Source organism: Pedobacter sp. HMWF019, from assembly GCF_003061025.1.
GTDB lineage: Bacteria > Bacteroidota > Bacteroidia > Sphingobacteriales > Sphingobacteriaceae > Pedobacter.
On the sequence record NZ_QAIL01000396.1, the window covers coordinates 1 to 15,615 of the forward strand.

A 15,615-nucleotide genomic window follows, 5' to 3' on the forward strand; every position below is an offset into this window, starting at 1 on the left:
GAAGTGCTCCACCACTTCTGATCTATTTTTAATCAGAAATTTTGTTGTTATTATTCTTTATTCATAGATCTGTTCTTTAGGTTTTATATTTATTGGTTAGCTTTTTCAAGTATAATATCTGTTCCCTCCAGGCGATAAACCGCTCCTGTTGAGGTCTTGATCATTTCCATAATATCCGGAAAGTTTTCATTGGTAAAATCAGCCTCCATCAGCATATCGCCCAGTGCTTTGCCAGCAACAATAATATGTACCCCAAACGCCTTATTCAGGGTTTGAGCAACGACATTCACCGGGGTATTGTTAAACGATAAACTTTGGCGCTGCCATATTTGAACACCAGACATATCTGTTGCCGTATCTTTTTTCAGTACATTTTTTGGATGTATAAAAGTAACCTTTTGTTTAGGGAGCAGCATCACCTCTGCATTTTCCAGCTGAACAGAAACCTTACCAGTCAACACCACTACATCTGATTGCTGGCTGCCGGGCAAAGCCCTTATTCTAAAACTAGTTCCCCATACTTTGGTTGTCATACGGTCACTATGAATAATAAAAGGGTGCTGGTGATCTTTAGTTACCTCAAAAAAAGCCTCACCCTGCATTTCAACTGTCCGGAACTTGGCTCCTGTAAAACTTCTCGGAAAGGAAAGATAACCTCCAGGCTTTATCCAGACCTGACTGTGGTCTGGTAAAACTTTTTTAATGATCGTATGCCCATTGTTGACCACGCGCACCATCTGACTTTGTTCCACAGATAGCGCAGGCCCCGGAGCTGTATGAATAAAGAATTTTAAGGAGATCAGTAGTAAGGCCGCCACACCGCTTAACCAATAGATCCACTGGCGGTTTTTTACTTTCGTTTCGGGTTCCAGTGTGTCGAGCCTTTGTTGAACATGGGCAAACATCCGTTCTTTAAGATTAGCATCTATCTTTTGTCTTTCACCTTCGTTCAGGTCCTTCTGTCCTAAATATTCATACCAATCCTGTACCTCGGTCATCTCTTCCGGCGTGCATTCATCTCTTAAATATTTCTGAATGAGTTCAGGTGAAATATTCTTTTTCATTAAAGGGTTTATAAATGGTTATACTTCTGCTTATATACCTAAGTAAGCTAAGTCAGGCACAACCCGTACTCCCCCTTCTATTTTTTTAAAAAATAATAAAAATGCCTTTTACCTGAGGAGCAGCAACACTATAAGGAACAAAGCATCGTTAAGACTAACCCTCAAACGTTTAATTGCCTTAGTGAGGTGCTTCTCTACCGTTTTCTCCGATATATCCATTTCATCGGCAATCTCTTTATTATTTTTTTGCGCATTCCGGCTTAAATTGAACACCATCCGGCATTTTTCAGGAAGACGATTGACCTCCCGCTCGATACTCTCATGCAGATTATGCAAAAAAACCGTCTCTTCGGTGCTGTTGTCAAAAGATGCCACATTCGCAGAAAGATGGTCCATATAGTTACGCCGCACATTTTCCTTATCAATAAAATTAAGTACCTGATAACGGATAGCAGTAAAGGCATAGGTTGAAAAGTTTTTTTTCAGGACCAGCTTTTTTCTGTTGAACCATAAATGGGTAAAAAAGTCCTGAACCATTTCTTCAGCATGTTCGTTACTATGAATCCTTTTCTGCGCTGCGAGGTAAAGTTTAGACCAATACCGATCATAAAGCTCTTCAAAAGCCTCCATACTATCGCCATTTACAGCAACAACAAGGTCTTCGTCTGAGGTATCTTTATAATTCATGAAGCTTCAAATCAGCTAAATACAGGTGATCAACTGGCATCGTTAAAGCCTTCTATGCAGTTGGCAGATCACATAATTTGGTTAAACTAAAGTAGATATTTTGACTGTAAATCAAAATGCAAATTATTTATTATTACAAACAACCTAGAATACGAACATTTTGGAGTTCTGTTAAATTGATGATCCAGACTTCTATTTATAATGATTTTAAATAAATTATTTGAAATTGATCTAATTAAGCATTTACTTTGCCCAATAATCACGCTTTTAAATCATAAGCAGCGTACCCTTTATTTTTAACGTTATATGACTTTTAAAAAAGTTGCACATAAGATCCACCTCTGGCTTGGCTTTACCGCCGGGCTGGTATTGGTGATCAATTTGCTGCCCGCTTCAATATTTGCTTTTAATAAAGAACTTCAAGAATGGTGGTACCATAGTCAAGTATATGCAGATGAGGTTAAGGCCACCAGACTACCGGTTTCTAAGCTAAGGGAAAATGCACAGACGGCACTAGGTACTTCCGGACACATCAGTGGCCTCCAGATTATAAATGATGCAAATAAAACCTATGTTTTCGGTGCTTTTAAAGCAAATAAAACCCCGGGCTTAACTTTCTTTTCTGAGTATGAAGTTTATAAACAGGTCTATGTAAACCCCTATACTGGTAAAGTACAGGGCATACTTGATATGAAATACAACTGGATCTACCTGTGCAGGGTGATGCATCAGCAAATGCTCCTCCGCTATGATATAGGGCACTTGTTTATAGGCATTGCCTCTTTAATCTTATTCCTCTCCCTGTTCACCGGCCTTATACTTTGGTTCCCTAAAAACAAAGCTGCCCTAAAACAGCGTTTCTCCATAAAATGGAATGCGCGATGGCGCCGGACCAATTACGATGTTCATAATGTGGGCGGTTTTTATACATTTCTTCTGATTTTTTTACTAGCAACTTCAGGATTGCTCTGGAGTTTCGGCTGGTGGGCTACTGGCTTCTACAGGCTGCTTGGAGCAGATTCCAACAGCATGTCCGGTCAGTACCAAAACCTTCCAGCTGTTGCCAAACAATGGGACAACCCCTTAGACCATGCCTTTGAAGAAGCCTTACAAAAAAGAAAGACCTGGACAGAAATGTATGTCGGCTTTCCAGATCAGGAAGTTGCAGAAAAAGAACGCACCATTGCATTCTATCTTAGTTTTAATAACGGCAGCGGTTGGGACCAGGGAGATGAATATCAATATAAGGCAAGTACAGGTACCCTGAGCAAGCAAATTTTACAGGAAAACAAAACTGTAGCTGTGAAATGGCAAGGTTCTAATTATGGTATTCATACCGGCAGCATTTATGGTCTGCCCAGCAAAATACTAATGTGTTTAGGTACCTTATTCTGTGCCTCACTTCCTGTTACAGGTTTTTTGATCTGGTGGGGAAGACAGAAGAAAAAACGAAAGAAATGAGACAAAAGGTAGAAAAACTGAACCGTACAGCCTATCTGTATCTAAGTTTTATTATGTCTTTTTGTTGTCAATGAACACAACAAAACCAAATTCCTCCCTTTTAGAAAGCAAGCAACATTTCAAAATCCTAGATGGCCTTAGAGGTATAGCAGCAGTGGCTGTGGTGATCTTTCATTTTATGGAAATTGCCGTTCCTGATTATAACAACAGTTTTATCGCACATGCCTATCTCGCTGTTGATTTCTTTTTCTGTTTGTCAGGTTTTGTGATTGCGTATGCCTATGACCGCAGACTGAAACAGATAGGCGTATCTGCATTTCTTAAAATGAGACTGATCCGGCTACATCCCCTGGTCATTATCGGTTCGGTCGTTGGATTCCTCGCTTTCGTTTTTGACCCCTTCAGCCATCTTTATCAGGCTTACACTGGTCAGACTTTCCTGATGTTCCTGAGTTCTTGTCTGATGATTCCCTATCCGCTGGTACATGAGCGTTACTTCAATCTTTTCCATCTCAATCCTCCAACCTGGTCCTTATTCTGGGAATACATTGCCAATATTATTTATGCATTTGTGCTGATCAGGTTACGAAATAAGGCAATTTGGATCTTAACGATTATCGGTGCAATAGCGCTCTGTTATGAGGCACACCGATCTGGATTCCTTGCTGTTGGCTTTGGCGGCGACAATATTACTGGCGGAGGCATCAGAGTTTTCTATTCTTTTATAGCGGGAATATTGGTATATCGCTCCAACTGGATCATTAAGTCCAGACTTGGGTTCATGACCACCGGAATTTTACTGGTGATTGTTTTTTTAGTTCCCTTTTCAGAAAAGTTAAACTGGATTTTAGACCCGCTCATCGTGATCTTCTATTTTCCATTTCTCATTGCATTGGGCGCCGGCGCAAAGTTAACTTCAACATTTTCCAGGCTCTGTCATTTCTCCGGAGAGATCTCCTATCCACTTTATATGATCCACTATCCTTTCGTATGGCTGTTTATGAGTTATGTTGAAAGGATGAAACCAGCCATAGGGCAAATGGCAACCATCATGATCATTGCTGTATGCCTACTCATCGGCCTTGCTTATTTGATCATGATCTTAATGGATATTCCTGTTCGTCAATTTCTGAAAGGAAAAATGGGTAGACCAGCGGCATCTATTAAAGTTTAGCGATCCCCGGAAAACAAAAAAGAGACAACTGAAATGTTGTCTCTTTTGGTTTACTGAAAGCCGAATTTATCTCCGATCCAAAGCCCTTAAATACAATTCATTAAACAGCATTTTAAATGTACTGTGAGACTGTGCTCTAAAGGTAATTTCCGGGCCAAAAGCATATAATTTCCCTTTACCTACAGGAGCAACAAAAGCAGCAACCCCTTCTTTAAGGTACGACTGGCCCCAGGCCCAACCGCTTCTCAAAGCATCTTTCTGGTCAAACCAGGCCAGGGGTTGAATGTTTTTCGCCTCTGCATCAAGCTTAAAGACCTCGCTGTTGTTAAACACTACGTCCGCTTCTTTAGGCATTCCCCAATTGGAGGGTTGAATCCCATCCAGGTTTACCCTTAGAATACTTCCGGGAATATAGAACTTATCTGGCGGAAGCACAGATTCTTTGCCATTAGACTTGGTTTCAGTTAAGGCATTTTTTACCGGAAGTCCAAGATGATAGGCCAGATTGGTACTGCTGCCCACAGTTACAATATCCCCTCCTTTTTCCATAAAAGCCTTTAACTGAGGAACAGACTTTTCTGCAGTAACCGTACCTGTCCAGGATCTAAAGGCCTCTGGAACCCGAGCTGTATCTGCATCCTTTTTATTCACCGCAACAGTTTTACCTTTGGCGGGAATACCTCCATTAATAAACAGGATCACATCATATTTGGTGTTCAGGTTGCCCTTATCGATATCTTGCGGATAAATAATCTGAAAAGAGAAATGAAACTGCTCCAGCAACCACCTTACCCATCCGGATGGCGCAGAACCACCATATTGGTCAAACAAAGCAATTCTTCCAGCTTTGATTTCAATAGTTCCCGAAGGCTTTGAACTTACAGGAATGGCCTGTGTGCCAAAATCAATACCCGATTTCTTTAAAATAGCGAATCCCTTTACCGGAACGAAGAAAGATCCGGCTGGAAGGCTGTCCAGCGCCTCGCTCAGCCGATACACTTTTATCCCTGCTTTCAGCAAGTCATTAACAACAATAAAGGAATTATTTACTGCAGTATTCAACAAATAACCACACGAAGAATGCGGCACCTTCCCAACGGGTGGATTTTGGAGCTGACCATAAGGAACTTTCTCAAAAGGTCCGTCAAAGGCATCCAGTACACGGTCAAATTTGACGCCCATCTGAAAAGCTAGTGTCCAGCCGGCAGCGTCATATGGCCTTACTGGAGGTCCTCCCGGATATTGAAAATCATTGGGGTGATCCTGCGGCTCGAACATATCCAGTACATGCGGGCGAAAAGCCTGGTTGGTTTTGACCACATAAGAACCTGCCGGATACTTTTTACCCTCTACATGAAAAGGCGCAGAAGCCCGCTGAACCTGCACACCCGACTTGATCAGCGCATTAATAAATTTAACAGCCGTTGGAAAATCCACCTGATCTGCCGGAATAATATATCCCCTTGCATCTCTGAGTGAAGGATTTTTAAAGACGGCATCATAATATTTTACAGGTATTCGTGCAGTTTTTTTTCCACTGCTGTCCAATAGCCCCGCCTTTTTATCCTTTTCATAAGCCTCTTTAACAGATGCAACGTACTTTGGTAACAAAGTCCAGTTGTCCTGGTTTCCTTTACGTATAGCATTTCTGCCCATCACATAGATATTGTACAGCAATTCATCCTTTTGACGGCTTGCGTAATCCAGAATACTATAGTTGAGCGATACAGAATAGTCAATAGACTGCTGGAATTTCCATGGCTGCGGTGTTACCGGAAAAGGTGTGGCATTATTTGGAATAAGCCTCTCCGGCACCAGTGGAATTTCCGACGGTGTAGGGCTTCCTGTAATTTCTGTTAGTATGCCGATCATATTATGGAAATAAGGCGTTGTTCTCAATCCCCCATTCCACCAGGTAGAATAAACAGAACCACTTAGCCTTGTATACCCAGGTTTGCCCTCTGTATTGAGCCGGTTGATCATCGCAGAAGCCACACCATCGATACCGGAAATTAATGCAGGATCATAAACAAAATTGAAAGGATCACGATACGGGGGGCCTGCCACCACAGCGCCGGCCGGAGCCGCCTGATGGTGATTATAAATAATCTGCGGCATCCATTCCAGATACTGTTGCCTGGAAATATTTGTCGTTTCTTTCATGTTCATCATGTAGAAATCCCGGTTATTATCGTGCCCAATATACTTTTGATACAGGCGAGGCACATTCATATTACGTTTGGCCGGATCTTTTTCCTGCATATACCAGTTGGCGACCAGTTCTTGTCCGTCTGGATTTACCTGGGAGACCAAGATCACCACATCGTCAAGAATACGCAGGGTTTCCGGATCATTCTGGCTAAGCAATCGATAATAAATCTCTATCAGCTGCTGGGTTGCAACCATCTCTGTAGAATGCAGGCCTCCATCAATCCAAACTATCGCTTTTCCCTCCCGGGCAAGCTTCGATGCCTCAATATCGGTCAGGTTCTCTGCCCTGGCCAGCTTCTGTGAAATCTCCTTGTAGCGGTCTATTTTTTTCAAGTTTGCCGGAGAAGAAATTACCATTAGATACTGTTTCCGGTTTTCCTCGGTCGTACCAATCTCCTTCAGCAATACCCGGTCAGAAACACTGGCCAGTTTTTTAAAATAGGCTTCTGTCTGGGTGTAGTTGGCCAGCTGATAGTCCTGGCCAATATTAAAACCAAAATGTTCTTTGGGCGTCGGAATATGGATCTGCCCAAAAACAGGAACTATGTTGGTTGCTGCTGTCAAAAACAGTGCAGCAATTAAGGGTTTTAAATTCATCAATCGGTTATTTTGTTGGTTCATTCAAAATTTCATCTTTCAATCATCAGTAATTTCATCATCTGTTCTGCAGCAACCCTGCCTTTCATTTTTAATACAGGCCTGGAGCTGTCATCTCCCACTTCATAGGTCAAAGCTTCAGCTTTCAATACGCGTCCCATCCAACTCTTGGAAACATTCCCGCCATTCGGTGATGGTTTCACATTTGGCTTAAAATCTGCGATAGACTGAGTCATCGCCTGAAGCCATTTCCTGGTGAACTGCGGGATATTCGTAGGTTGCAAGGGCTGGTCTTCATTGATATAAAAAACATCGTAAAAGGTAGAATGGAAATCAATTCCAAAATAAGCTTTCGCTTTCTGGTATTTCAGTTTTTCAAGTAAAAATTCCTTTACAGCACGGGTTTCCGGTTGAACAAAATTCTCCCAGTCCCTGTTCAGGTCTACACCCGCGGCACTATGCCTCCAGTTTCCTTGGTCTACACCATCCGGATTGATTAGCGGTACCACAACCAGTTCATATTCCTTCCTGAACTTCAGGGCCAGTTCTGTATCACCAGTCAGGGTTTCAACAAAAGCCTGCATGGCCATAAAACCAGTAACCTCCGGAGGATGCTGGCCACTCAAAACCACAACTAACTTTTTACCTTTACTGTCTGTGGTATTTAAAGCAACAATAGGTTTGCCCAGCAGGCTGTAGCCAATGGTCTGCCGATGAACAAAAGAAAGGGAAGCCAGGCTGTCGCACCAATGCCAGGCCTCCACAGCACTACGCAACTCCTGCGCAGCAATGCACACGGTATCTTTCAAATGCCCAAGTTTAAATGTAGCTGTTCGCTGATCAGCGGAGACCTTTAAACCCTTTAATTCCTTCCAGCCCATACCTTCCTTTATCTTCGGATCATAACGGTGCCTGGCCCCGCCATAATTAAGCCGCACATAAATATTCCGGTTTAAACCAGACCAAACCTTAAAGGCATACCAGGGGCTTGGATTAACGGGCGTATTTTCAGGCAGAATATCTGCCTGAAAAGTACTGTCATTAAGCTGTATCACCTTATTCAGCCTGGCAGCAGCAAATCGATTGTCAAAAACCACCTTACCTTCATTGAAAACATATTTCTTTTTCTCCTGGAAAACAATGCCCGCCTTTGCGGAATCAATTTTCGGTGCCTGGCCCCTCTGGATACCAGAAGGAGTTTTACAAGCCAGCACACCAGAGAGCAGCAATACCACCGATAGAATACCATATATAGATTTCCTGTTCATCAGCTTAGGGATTTTGGTCAGCAGGGCCCAGTTTCTTATTGACATCAATTTCATCTTGTGGAATTTTAAATTCCCAATCGTTACTTTTCGATGGGCGATCTTTAAATAAGGTATATGCAATATCAAGATAAGTCACCGCGCTGTTTACCCTTGGGTTATCCATCCCATTTCTGTTGAGGTCACTGTCTGTTCGCTTCAGGTCAAAGAACCGGAAACCTTCGCCCCACAATTCAATACGTCTTTGAACCAGGATTTCCTCTACCAAGTCCTGTCCTGTTTTTACACTTCGTGTATAGGCCGGATCCCGTTTTAGGGCAAGCGTATACAAAGCCGACTGTGCCTCTCCGTCCTGGCCACTTCTGGCGAGTGCTTCGGCTTCAATCAGATACATCTCCGCAGCACGCATAAAAGGTATATCTCCTGCTCTGCTCGCTACATCTGCTACCTTAAATTTCCGGTGCATGTATTTTATAATTTTAGTACCAGAAGCCGTAACTCCTGTTGCTGCGTCAATAGCCCCCGGAAAATTCACTTTTTCGGCAGCGGTACCATCCCACCACAATTTCTTACGGATATCAGTTGCGGTAATTTTTGCATACAGTACAGAGTTGATCATTTTTGGTTCCAATCTGTTCCAGGCCGAATTGAAATTGCCAGACATATAAGAATAAAAAGATCCATAAGTAGGAATCTGATCTGACAACTGATTTGCACCCCACATCCATTCGTTATTCTTTATAGAGGTAAAACCATCCAGGTATTCCGTGTTGCTCATCAATGGTGCCTCCGATCTGGCCTCTTTTGCAAACTTAATCGCATCCTGCCACTTCCCGGTAATCAAAGCCACTCTCGCCTTTATCCCTTTAGCAACATTGACATCAATATGGGTTTTATAACTTCTTTTCGGCGCCGCATTGAGCAGGGATATCGCTTGGTCAAGATCTGCATTGATTTGTTTATAGACATTCTCTACACTTGATCTTGGCTGATCTTCACCATCATCGCTCACCATTACTGGAATACCAGGCTGCGTATTTTCTTTACCAGTCTCATACCGTTTGCCATAAATCTGAACCAGCTGTAAATGACACCAGGCCCTTAAGGCAACAGCCTCTCCTTTAATAGCCCCTTTCTCCTCTTCTGCACCCTCTACCTTGTCAATATTTGCAATGATCATGTTGGCATTGCTGATCACCCGGTAATACAACCGGTAAGGATAAGCAGCCAGGCCACTGGAAGCTGTCCGGTGGTCTACCCACCGCAGGGCTGGCTTAAAATAACTGTATGTATTGCCAGACCAAACCATGTCTTCACCAATGGCATCCATATTGATCATCATAGCTCCGTGGCCATCCTGAGATTGATTGCTAATTTGAAGATACAGTAACCTGTATGTCCCGTTCAAGGCAAGTTTAGCATTGGACAGGTTTTCAAAAATAGTGGTCTGGGCCACTTTATCTGTTGGAGTAGTTTCTAAAAAATCTTTCTTGCAAGCCGCAAAAAGAGTAAGAAAACATAAAGTCAGTTTTATATAGGATTTCATAGAATTTAAAGGGTTACGTTAATGCCTAAAGAAATGATTCGCGTTGGAGCGTAGGTATAAGAGCTATTTCCATTGTAAGCCTGGGAAGCATCAAAACCCTTTCTCTTAGAATTCATAAACAGGTTTTCTCCACTGGCAAATACTTTGACGTTATGAATACCCAGTTTCTTGGAAAAGTCATCGGGCAAGGCATAGCTTAAATTTGCAGACCTCAGGTAAAGATAAGAGGCATCAATCAGCCAGCGGTCGCTATCGTACATGGTATCACCAATATTTCTTCGGGGCACATTGGTCACATCTCCAGGATTCTGCCAGCGGTTCAATGCATCTACATGTAATGCTCTTCCATAAGTACCATTCAGCATCAACGATTCATAATCATTGTCAAATGCCTTTCCGCCTACCTGGTAGATAAACCTGATGTCTAGTGAAAAATTCTTGTAGGTAAAAGTATTACTGATACTGCCAAAAAAGTTGGGGATAGCACTGCCTGCATAATGAAATAAGGCATTGCTGCCATTGGTGGTTACCGCAGTCCCATCGGCTGTTTTAAAGCTATCGGCAGCAGCCGGATCGGCTGCAACAAACAATTCTGACCCAGTAGAAGGATCAACACCATACCATTGGCGCAACCAGTAATCGTAGCGGGAATGCCCTACCATGTATTTTTTTGTGCCGTCAATGTATTCTTCAAAAGGCAATTTTGCGATCTTATTGGTCAGTTTGGTCCAGTTAAGGCCCAGGTTCCATTTAAAATTTCTGTTTCTTACCGGAACCAGATCCAGTTGAACTTCTGCTCCGCGATTGTATAAACTTCCAAAATTTTCATTCTTGGAAGTTAAACCGGAAGAAATAGCCAGTGGCACCAGGAATAAAAGATTATCTGTATAACGGTTAAAGTATTCGACATGACCAGATATCCTGTTCTTTAAAACGCCAAATTCAAGCGCTATGTCCATATTGTTATTTGACTCCCACTGGATCTTGTCATTTCCTAAAGTCAGTGATTGTTTTACACCCGCTTCAGATCCGTTCTTGTAACCGGTATCGTAAAAAGTCTGGTAGAGGTAATAGCTGCCCAGATCATCCGAACCAACCTGCCCGTATGAAGCCCTTAACTTCAAATTATCCACCCAGTCTGCTTTAAAAAACTGTTCTTTATTGATTTGCCAGCCAGCCCCTACTGACCAGAATTTTCCCCAACGGTTGCTGGCAGCAAAGCGGGAGGAGGCATCGGTACGGTAAGATGCAGACGCAAAATAACGACCATCAAAATCATATTGTATACGTCCAAAATAAGATTCTATCCGGTAATTGTCTTCATAAGAAGTCAGGGATAAAATGTTCGCAAAGTTTTTTAGTTCTGTAGAACCAGATACGATCTGACCGCCCGCACTTGCAAAATTATAGTTATAGCGGTATTGATAGGCTTCATGCCCGGCAAGAACATCCAGGTTATGACGGCCAAATGTCCGGTTGTAATTCAATAACTGATTGAGGTTAATGCTCCTGGAACCTGTATTGGTACGGTTACTACGCCCATTGTAGGTTACCCCATCTCCTATCGTTGGATTGTCAAAAACATTCAACTTTACATTGTTCAGATCCAGACTCAGATTGGTGGTAAATTTGAAATTCTTTAAAAAAGAAAGTTCAATATAAGTCCGTCCGCTAATGTAATTTTTCTCGTTAAAATTATCATTGTATTCAGTCTCCGCCAGCACATTCCTCCCGGGTGCGATCGGACGCGTATACCCTTCATCGTAAACTTTGTTTCCCAGTGCATCTAATTGATAAGCACCAGCGGCATCATGTTTATACACTGGATAAATAGGCGCAAAAATCAGATCCGTATAGAATGGATTTTCCCATATACCACTATCTTCATTACCAATCTTTGTTTTTTGAACAGAAGCAGAGAGGTTAATCCCTGTTTTGATCCAGTCTTTAACCTGCGAGTTCAAGTTGACACGTCCGTTATAGCGGTTAAAATCCGTGAGCACAGAATAACCTTCATCTTTTAAATAACTCAGTGAGGCATAATAATCACTCTTGCTGCTTCCACCTTTATAGTTCAGGTTGTATTCACTGCGAAGTCCTGTGCGTCGTAAAGCTTTCCTCCAATCCAGGTCATCCGCATACAATAATGATGCTGCAGGATTGATCCGGCCATCCGGTAATACCACCTGCTTGTCGTCTACATTAAAAGGATTATAAACCAGCGCTGCCGCAATTCCTGCCGAAGCAGCATCGTTTGCCGCTGTTAAAGTTGATCCTTTTGAAACCAGGCTGTTCCTCATGGATTCCCACAGTAAGGGGTAATATTGAAAAGCATCTACTTTTTCATAGTCGCTCAAAGCCCTTGAATTGAGGCCCTGTGTGGTTTTAAAATCAATGGACGGCGGGCTGTTTTTTCCCTTTTTGGTGGTGATCAAAATGACCCCATTTGCTGCGCGGGAACCATAAAGTGCAGATGCAGATGCATCTTTCAATACCGATATGCTTTCAATATCATCTGGGTTCAAATTGTTTAATCCCGACTCCGGAAAGGGGGCACCGTCCACTACATACAGAGGATCCACTCCCCCGTTAATACTGCCAAATCCACGAATCCGTATAGATGGACCAGAGCCTGGCTGCCCGCTCCCTGTGGTGGTTTGAATTCCTGGGGCAGCACCAACAAGCGCAGTTGCAATATTGGACATCTGCCGGTTTTCCAGGTCTCTGGCATTAATTGTAGACACGGCATTGGTCAGTGCATTTTTACGGATACTGCCGTATGCCTGTACCACCACTTCTTCCAGCTGTTTATTTTCCACAGCCAACTGCACATTCAGTGTATTCCCGGCACCCACCGTAACCTCGAGATTGGCATAACCGATATAACTGAAAATCAATGTCTGGAATGTTCCCGGCAGGTTAATGCTATATTTACCGTCTCTGTCTGTAGTCACCCCTCCGGTTTTACCCTTTACCCTTACTGATACACCCGGCAAGGGCAATCCATCATCTTTTCCGGTAACCAGACCTGAAATCATCCTGTCAGCCCGGGGCAAATCCGATTTTGCGCTCACTACGATCGTATGGTCTTCAATGCTATAGACTAAGGGTTGTGTACTGAAAATTTTCTCCAAAAGTTCTTCCAGCGCCAGATTTTTCACATTGATCGTTACCGGATTGGCTTTTTCCAGCACTTCACTATTGTAGATAAAATAATAGCTTGTTTGTTTTCTTACTTCCCTGAAAATTTCTTTTAAGCTGGTATTAGACGTATTCAAGCTTACTCTTTGTGCCATGGTTGCAGCACTCATCTGCATGGAAAAACAAAAAATAATTAAAGCTGTAAATTTCATAACTAAAAAAGCTTTGAAAGCATAAGGTCTGCTCTTCAATGGTTGGTTTAATCCGGGTACTGGTATACCCGTTTCAGTTTGTATACAATCTTTCATAAATTTGATTGGTTTGGGTTATGGATAAGTTGATTTTTTTGTAGCCCCGACAAATGAAAAACTGCCTGCAAGCAGTTTCAATGAACCTTTCCGGCTGCAACCGGAAAGGTTTTTTCTTCCTAAATTATTTTTTTCTTCGTCATATAGAGTTGGTTTTAAAATTGGTACTTACTTCAATGGTATTGCCGGTCACTTCAAAACGTACACCGCCAGCGGCTTCAAGCAGTTTCAACAGCCTGGATACATTGCTTTTTTTTGGTATTACACCAGTAAATTTTGCCGAAGGTAATTTTCCCTGGTAGTGGATATTGACATTGTACCATCGCGCGATCTGGCGCATGACTTCAGGTACTGTAGCCTCTTCAAAAATAAAGAGTCCATTGGTCCAGTCTACTGCAGATTCTACATTCGTTGTTTTCAGGGTAATTAAACCAGAACCGGGTTCAAATGCAGCCTGCTGTCCTGGAACAAGTTTTTTCACCGCACCTCCTGTTTTTACCTGAACAGCCCCTTCCAGCAAGGTGACCTCGGCCTGCGGCTCATCTGTATAACTCATTACGTTAAAGTGTGTTCCAAGTACTTCAATGCTTGCACCCCGGGTTTTCACATGAAACGGATGTGTTTTATCCTTTGTAATTTCAAAATAGACTTCACCTGTAATTTCCACTTCACGCTCCTGTCCATTAAAGGCTGCCGGAAAGGTTATGGAAGAGGCCGCATTCAGCCAGGCAAGACTTTTATCTGGCAAGGTAAGTTTATACTGGCCGCCTTTAGGCGTAGTAATGGTATTGTAAGCAGATACGGGACTTCCTCTCTCCTCACCTGGCTCATAAATAAGCCTCCCGTCATCGGTTTTTCTAATGATGGTATTTCCTTCGCTCGCCAATATTCCCTTTCCTGCCCCGTCCAGCATAATTTCCTTTCCATTGGCCAGTTTCAGCACGGCCCTTTCTCCTCCGGGAACGATATCTTGATTCTTTACAATTTCAGCATCGTTTTTTAAAGGAACTGAAACGGGCTTTTTATGAACGGTATATGCGACATAAGAAACCAGGAGCACCACTGCAGCTGCAGTATATTTAAGCCAGGAAGGAAATAGTTTCATTTTGATAACTTCTGGCTGCTCAGAAATAATTCCTTCATACATACGGTTCCAGTCAACCGGACTGGCTTCCTGCACAGCGTCAACCATAGACTCTTCTTCCGCTTTCATATAGCCCTCAATCTGAGATTGATTCCCTTTCTCCCGGATGTAACCAAACAGTTCCCGGAGTTCCTCTTTAGAGATCGTTTTGTCTGTATAGCGCTTAAATAAATCTTTAAGCCGTTGTTCTTGTTTGTCCATAGCTGAGGGTAATTTATGCCCTATATTCAGATAGAGTGCAGATGGCTCTGGAAGGACCGTTTTTTTTTATCTTTTTTAAAAAAGAAATTCTAACAGCGCAAGAAACCAACCTATAGGCATGGTATTCAAAGACATATAATACTTAAGATATTTCAAAGTCTCCACCAGAATATTCTTTACTCTACTTTTAGAGAGACTAAGCATACTGGCGATTTCGTCATGACTCAAGCCCTGTTCACGGCTCATCCGGAATACTTCCCTTTTCTGGGCAGACAAATGGGACAGTGCAGACTGAATCAACATCTCACTATCCCGGACATCCATAATGTGTTCTGTAGAATTACATTCAGCCTGCATGAGCACCCACAATTGTTCAACAAGTTTCTCACTTTTAGCCACCTGGTTCAAATAGTGATAGGTATTATGACGGGCTATTGTATAAATATAATTTCTTGGATGTTCAACTTCTGTAAGCCTGAGACGCTTTTGCCAAAGTGTAAAGAATGTATCCTGTACAATTTCTTCGGCATCGGCTTCCGAATACACAAATCTCAATACAAAAGCATAGATTTTATTTCTATAGAGCTCAAAAACATGTTTAAAAGCAAGTTCATCACCTTCAGCTATTTTCTTCAACAGCATGCGTTCACCAGATAGGTTGTAAGACGACATTAAACAGTTTGGTTGGTTTGTTGATCTGCTAAATATAGAATTACTTTTTTAATTTAAGAACGATTTACCCGCTGTAAACATGTGGTTATTTGATTCTGTTACGAAAAAGAAAAATATTTGGTTTAGAAATGATTACATATCCCT

General features: G+C 42.3%; 10 protein-coding genes. 2 read left to right on the plus strand and 8 right to left on the minus strand.

Going from position 1 to position 15,615, the window contains the following annotated elements; all coding sequences use genetic code 11:
• Positions 1–89 precede the first annotated feature (89 nt).
• Together DBR11_RS21480 and DBR11_RS21485 are read right to left on the minus strand one after the other, a co-directional pair.
• Positions 90–1,064, minus strand: a complete 975-nt coding sequence (locus tag DBR11_RS21480; RefSeq protein WP_108554672.1) for a FecR family protein — start codon at positions 1,062–1,064, stop codon at positions 90–92.
• Between the two features lie 108 nt (positions 1,065–1,172).
• A complete protein-coding gene (locus DBR11_RS21485; protein WP_108554673.1) occupies positions 1,173–1,751 on the minus strand; it encodes an RNA polymerase sigma-70 factor in 579 nt (192 codons plus the stop codon).
• Positions 1,752–2,057: 306 nt separating this feature from the next.
• On the opposite strand from DBR11_RS21485, the gene DBR11_RS21490 reads away from it, so the two are divergent.
• Positions 2,058–3,212, plus strand: a complete 1,155-nt coding sequence (locus DBR11_RS21490; RefSeq protein ID WP_108554674.1) for a PepSY domain-containing protein — start codon at positions 2,058–2,060, stop codon at positions 3,210–3,212.
• Positions 3,213–3,282: 70 nt separating this feature from the next.
• Positions 3,283–4,386 carry an acyltransferase gene (locus tag DBR11_RS21495; RefSeq protein ID WP_108554675.1) on the plus strand — a complete coding sequence of 368 codons (1,104 nt, stop codon included), beginning with the start codon at positions 3,283–3,285 and terminating at the stop codon, positions 4,384–4,386.
• A 66-nt stretch (positions 4,387–4,452) separates the two neighbouring features.
• Here DBR11_RS21495 and DBR11_RS21500 read toward each other — a convergent pair whose 3' ends face one another.
• The 6 genes from DBR11_RS21500 to DBR11_RS21525 form a co-directional block, all read right to left on the minus strand.
• Positions 4,453–7,194, minus strand: a complete 2,742-nt coding sequence (locus tag DBR11_RS21500) for a M14 metallopeptidase family protein (protein WP_108554676.1) — start codon at positions 7,192–7,194, stop codon at positions 4,453–4,455.
• Between the two features lie 32 nt (positions 7,195–7,226).
• Positions 7,227–8,516, minus strand: a complete 1,290-nt coding sequence (locus DBR11_RS21505; protein ID WP_108554677.1) for a M14 family metallopeptidase — start codon at positions 8,514–8,516, stop codon at positions 7,227–7,229.
• The gene (locus DBR11_RS21510; protein WP_108554678.1) at positions 8,467–10,005 is read right to left on the minus strand and encodes a RagB/SusD family nutrient uptake outer membrane protein; all 1,539 of its coding nucleotides are present in this window, start codon (positions 10,003–10,005) and stop codon (positions 8,467–8,469) included. Before DBR11_RS21510 ends, DBR11_RS21505 begins: the two co-directional genes overlap by 50 nt.
• Before the next feature lie 5 nt (positions 10,006–10,010).
• The gene (locus DBR11_RS21515) at positions 10,011–13,454 is read right to left on the minus strand and encodes a TonB-dependent receptor (protein ID WP_108554679.1); all 3,444 of its coding nucleotides are present in this window, start codon (positions 13,452–13,454) and stop codon (positions 10,011–10,013) included.
• Between the two features lie 139 nt (positions 13,455–13,593).
• Complete coding sequence (locus tag DBR11_RS21520) at positions 13,594–14,799, minus strand: FecR family protein (protein ID WP_108554680.1); 1,206 nt, start codon at positions 14,797–14,799, stop codon at positions 13,594–13,596.
• A gap of 75 nt (positions 14,800–14,874) precedes the next feature.
• A complete protein-coding gene (locus DBR11_RS21525) occupies positions 14,875–15,471 on the minus strand; it encodes an RNA polymerase sigma factor (RefSeq protein ID WP_108554681.1) in 597 nt (198 codons plus the stop codon).
• Positions 15,472–15,615: the final 144 nt, after the last annotated feature.

Bases quoted from the DNA above. Each gene is read 5' to 3' on its own strand.
- DBR11_RS21480 (WP_108554672.1), bottom strand. From the start codon at position 1,064: ATGAAAAAGAATATTTCACCTGAACTCATTCAGAAATATTTAAGAGAT.
- DBR11_RS21485 (WP_108554673.1), bottom strand. From the start codon at position 1,751: ATGAATTATAAAGATACCTCAGACGAAGACCTTGTTGTTGCTGTAAAT.
- DBR11_RS21490 (WP_108554674.1), top strand. From the start codon at position 2,058: ATGACTTTTAAAAAAGTTGCACATAAGATCCACCTCTGGCTTGGCTTT.
- DBR11_RS21495 (WP_108554675.1), top strand. From the start codon at position 3,283: ATGAACACAACAAAACCAAATTCCTCCCTTTTAGAAAGCAAGCAACAT.
- DBR11_RS21500 (WP_108554676.1), bottom strand. From the start codon at position 7,194: ATGAATTTAAAACCCTTAATTGCTGCACTGTTTTTGACAGCAGCAACC.
- DBR11_RS21505 (WP_108554677.1), bottom strand. From the start codon at position 8,516: ATGAAATTGATGTCAATAAGAAACTGGGCCCTGCTGACCAAAATCCCT.
- DBR11_RS21510 (WP_108554678.1), bottom strand. From the start codon at position 10,005: ATGAAATCCTATATAAAACTGACTTTATGTTTTCTTACTCTTTTTGCG.
- DBR11_RS21515 (WP_108554679.1), bottom strand. From the start codon at position 13,454: ATGAAAGATTGTATACAAACTGAAACGGGTATACCAGTACCCGGATTA.
- DBR11_RS21520 (WP_108554680.1), bottom strand. From the start codon at position 14,799: ATGGACAAACAAGAACAACGGCTTAAAGATTTATTTAAGCGCTATACA.
- DBR11_RS21525 (WP_108554681.1), bottom strand. From the start codon at position 15,471: ATGTCGTCTTACAACCTATCTGGTGAACGCATGCTGTTGAAGAAAATA.